At 35.6% G+C, this 3430-nt stretch carries 5 protein-coding genes; all 5 read right to left on the bottom strand.

Annotation, left to right across the window (positions count from 1 at the left end; translation table 11 throughout):
* A partial coding sequence (locus tag JW841_17010; GenBank protein MBN1962635.1) for a bifunctional DNA primase/polymerase occupies window positions 1–555 on the bottom strand: 555 nt, incomplete at its 3' end.
* 243 nt (window positions 556–798) lie between these two features.
* The gene (locus tag JW841_17005) at window positions 799–1776 is read right to left on the bottom strand and encodes a hypothetical protein (protein ID MBN1962634.1); all 978 of its coding nucleotides are present in this window, start codon (window positions 1774–1776) and stop codon (window positions 799–801) included.
* Window positions 1777–1882: 106 nt separating this feature from the next.
* Window positions 1883–2356, bottom strand: a complete 474-nt coding sequence (locus JW841_17000; GenBank protein ID MBN1962633.1) for a DUF3800 domain-containing protein — start codon at window positions 2354–2356, stop codon at window positions 1883–1885.
* A gap of 34 nt (window positions 2357–2390) precedes the next feature.
* Window positions 2391–2984 carry a DUF3800 domain-containing protein gene (locus tag JW841_16995; protein MBN1962632.1) on the bottom strand — a complete coding sequence of 198 codons (594 nt, stop codon included), beginning with the start codon at window positions 2982–2984 and terminating at the stop codon, window positions 2391–2393.
* A gap of 62 nt (window positions 2985–3046) precedes the next feature.
* Window positions 3047–3220, bottom strand: a complete 174-nt coding sequence (locus tag JW841_16990) for a hypothetical protein (protein ID MBN1962631.1) — start codon at window positions 3218–3220, stop codon at window positions 3047–3049.
* Between the last annotated feature and the right edge of the window lie 210 nt (window positions 3221–3430).

Genomic DNA, 3430 nt, shown 5'->3' with positions numbered 1-3430 from the left:
AGTAGACATTACTGATAATGCCGGTGTTGCTACCAGTTGCGCTTTGCTATCTTTCTCTATCAGATCAATTATTGATTGCGGTAACTCGGCAAGATCCGCGTCGCCAGGAGATACTATCCACTCATAAGCTAAACCTGATGCATGAATAGATGGCGGTGCAACAACATAACCACCGTCACACCTAACATCTAAGGCAACACCATCAACACGCACCCTATTGTGCAAACCATTAGGTGGCCGAACAAAATAGTAATGCTTGCCTTTGGCTGTCTTTGCTATGGGTGTTACTAAACTATCGGGCAAAAGTTTATTGATAGTTGCTTGCGCTTGTTCGCTATCAACATCAACAACTATTAGTTGCGAAACCTCGCCTGTAACAATACCTATGTTTACATCAGGCCATTTTTCAAACCACGCTTGCACCTCTTGTTGAGTTGGTACGCGCTGCTGAAATTCACTCCATTGTATAAGCGGCCTTTTACCTTTTGGCTCAATAGGTATGACCGGCCAGCCTTTTGCGGCATAGGTAAGAATTAATTCGATAGCACAAATCATGTAAAAATCTTTTGATGCGCATGATAATTTTTTCATTAGTTGGCACTCTATCTAGGTATTTACGTCGCCTGTAAATACTCAATGTTATCAATATTTTACAAGATTTTTGGTAAGATCTGAGATTGATAAAATGTGAAAAAGTAAGATTTGAAGAGGGTAAAAAAACTACAATTGTAAGATGCAGGTAAGATAAAAAGTAACAATTGTAAGATTGAAATTATTAAAAAAGCATATTTGTAAGATTTACTTTAAATCAGATTTTTTTAAATACCAGTTGTCTGTTTTTATTTCTAAGCGATATCCTTGACCGCGAATAGAAACAATATGTTCCTTAACCTTAAAATCTATAAGGCCTGCTACATTTGCTGCACCTTGTATTGAATCACGTAAAGAGTTCATTCGAGTTTTAATTCTATTTTTTATTTCTGTTTTTTGTGCAGGCGTATCGTAATTGTCATACTTAAAATAATAACAACCTTCATCAATAAGCTCACAAAGGGTCTCAAAATGCAGACCATCAGGAATTGTAATGCGATAGCCATCTAACCAAAAATCGTGTTTATCTCTTTCTAAATGTATAACAACTTCACTTGGTTGATGATTATTGATTGAACTTAATTGATACGGCAGTGAGTTCTTGCCATGAAATTTAATCAAATAATCTTCGGCAGATTCTGCCGCAGCCAAATTGCGCCAATCACGCGGCGTAGTAAAAGCATTATAATTTAATATTTGCTCATGAGATAATTTCTCTTTATCTTCTGACTGCCATGGATCACGATAACCACTGATTGAAGTTTCAGCACCTAATGTTTGCAGTAATCTTCGGCAATCAATCAGACCAATATGTAAACGTGATGCAACTTCTAATATCGTGTAGTTGCGAAATGGTTCTTCATCACGATTAGCTGCCAAGTCTTCTTTAGCCATATCAAGAAATGCAGCAGCATGACGCAAAGTGCGTTTAGCCTCTTTAAAACAAGCCATGACTGGTAATCTAAGAGCAAGCCGTCTAGAGCCACCAATTTCTGTAATATAATTTCGCTCTATTAAATCTCTTATAATTGGATCGATAAGGTCTGGTGGCACTAACTCTTCTTTTGACCTGCCTAATGAACCCGCTTTCGGCCATTCGCATCTTATAAGCCACCAATCAAATATCATACGCAGTAGGTTTTGCTCATTAATGCTGAGTTCGGTGCTGGTTGGTTTAATTGTCACGTAGTTAGAAAAACATATTGTTGCGTGTGTACCAAGGTTTGTTTGCTAGTAATGCGATCTTTAATAGCTAAGAAGTCGCGCAATGGAAGTGTATGGCATTTATTAATTATTTGTTTGACCAATTAGCTAATACTTCCCTCAATACTTTTAATGCTTGCTCTCGGTCCATTATAGACTGCATGGGCAAATGACGCTTCGCGGGCATAACCGAACATGGACCAATAGTTTTTGCTAGAGACTTAGTTGTTTGATTGTTTTTGGCAGCTTTAACAGCATATCCAACTAAAAGGTCTGCAAGCTGTAAGCCATAAGATTCACGAGAATCTTTAAAAGAAAATGATAGTGTTCTTGTATAAAATGCATATGGCTCATCGATGCTAACTGGATCTTTAGGAGGCTTATTTTTATTTTCACAACCAATAATTTTTTTAAATAATTCTTCTTGTTGACTCAATGCTTTTGACTTATCCCAAATCAGATGACAATTGCCAATGCGTTTATACCAATAAGAAGTACACCAGCGAGTAGCTGCCAACGAAAGGTCTAGCGGCCAACGATTAATTGGTTCATTATTGATCACTAAGTTAAATTCATCACATACAAGAGCTTTATATTTACAAATGATTGCGGCATAGCATGGGAGAAAACAAACCATGAGAATTGTAAAGCAAAGAAGATAAAGAGAATATCTGGTTAAGACTTTTAAAAGATCGACATCTACCAAATTCAATTATAACATCGCGAATCATTTTTGCGTATATGTTTCCTTTTAGCCATTCACGCCATAACTCAAAAGCAATACGTCTATGCAAATTATATTGTATATCCCATCCAAACACACCTTCTAGTGGATCAAGAAAAAAATCGTAAGCTTTTAAAAATACAGATAGCGATTTATCATACAGAAGAATATGAAGATGATTATTAAGCGTCTCTTCTAAATAACGAAACACTTTATTAGCATGACGCGATTTAAGTACATTACTAGCTTTAAGCTCACTTACATTCTTGTCCCCAAGCATTTTTAAAATAGTTTCATAGCAAGTATCTATTTCTCTATCGGCCATACAAATACTTGCAACACCAAAAATAGGTTGATTATCATCTTCAAAATTGTTGCCAGTATCCCCTGACTCATCAAAAAATATTTTTGGTTCTTCAGAAGATGTTGATTCAACTAATGGGTGTTCATTGGTCTTACTGTGCATTTAAAAAACCTGGCAGCATTGATGCCAGGCACTCCAATATTGGGAAAGTACACCATATAGAATCATGGGTCACGTAATATTATGGCGTGAAAAACCATATCTGATGTTTCATTTGTAGCAGTATTGGCTATATAAAAATTACCTACAGGTACAATCATTGTATTTGTATTTATTATTGATCTACTATCCACGACAATTGCTACATTACCCCCCATAGCCTTTGCTGCTACTAGCATTATTATATTTACGAAGTATGTTGTGGCATAGAGGCAATAAGCAAATGTACTTTTACAATACTTTTACAAAATATTTTACGAGTACTCGACTGTTTTTATTAAATAAAAATAATTTTAGCCAGGTTATTAAAGTAATATGTATACTGTTGCACACATAACCTTAGTACTACATATTATGTTATAATTAACTATTAGAGAGTATAGTCATGT

Source organism: Deltaproteobacteria bacterium (assembly GCA_016931625.1).
In the GTDB taxonomy this organism is placed as follows: domain Bacteria; phylum Myxococcota; class XYA12-FULL-58-9; order XYA12-FULL-58-9; family JAFGEK01; genus JAFGEK01.
The sequence above is the reverse complement of the archived record's forward strand: the minus strand, read 5'-3'. Positions and strand labels throughout refer to the sequence as shown.